At 54.7% G+C, this 598-nt stretch carries 1 pseudogene; it reads left to right on the top strand.

Annotated elements, in window-relative coordinates:
- A pseudogene (locus tag K5Q58_RS20705) lies at positions 1–206 on the top strand (cytochrome c); the annotation flags it as partial.
- Between the last annotated feature and the right edge of the window lie 392 nt (positions 207–598).

Raw genomic sequence — 598 nt, 5'->3', positions numbered from 1 at the left:
AAGAGTGTCACAGCAAAGCAGGCATAGGTGGCGAACTGACTCCCATGAGCAAGACCATGAGCCAATGGGACAGATTCTTCGCCAGAGACAAACACAGAGCCAAACCCGAGGCGTTTCAGCCTTTAACTGAGCAGGAACTCAAGGATATTCAACAGTTCCTGTACGACCATGCCGCCGACTCGGATCAACCCCAGACCTGCGGTTGATAGCGCGTAATCACTTAACTCATTAACAGTCAGTAAGCCAAGTATGGGGTTACCCCAGGGCTGCTTGCTGCCTGAAAACGACCGGCAAGGCCGGTCAGGAGAATCAACTATGCGTACTCTTATCGCACTGGCGGTGGCCCAGGCACTGGGTTTGGCTCTGCTCGGCAGCCCCCAGCTTCAGGCCGGAGAACTGGATGACAGCACCAAGATCCGCGAGCTTAAACAGCAACTGCAGGAGATCACCGAAGAGCTGGATATACTCAACAGCCGGGTGGACAAAACAGAGCGGCACACGGCGCTCGATCGACTGGAGATCAGCGGCGACTTTCGCACCCGAGCCCACGAGACTCCTGAGCATCTCGTATGCCGTCTTCTGCTTGAAAAAAAAAACA

This window comes from Shewanella sp. KT0246 (assembly GCF_019654955.1).
GTDB classification, from domain to species: domain Bacteria; phylum Pseudomonadota; class Gammaproteobacteria; order Enterobacterales; family Shewanellaceae; genus Shewanella; species Shewanella goraebulensis.
This window is presented reverse-complemented; position numbering and strand designations above follow the sequence as displayed.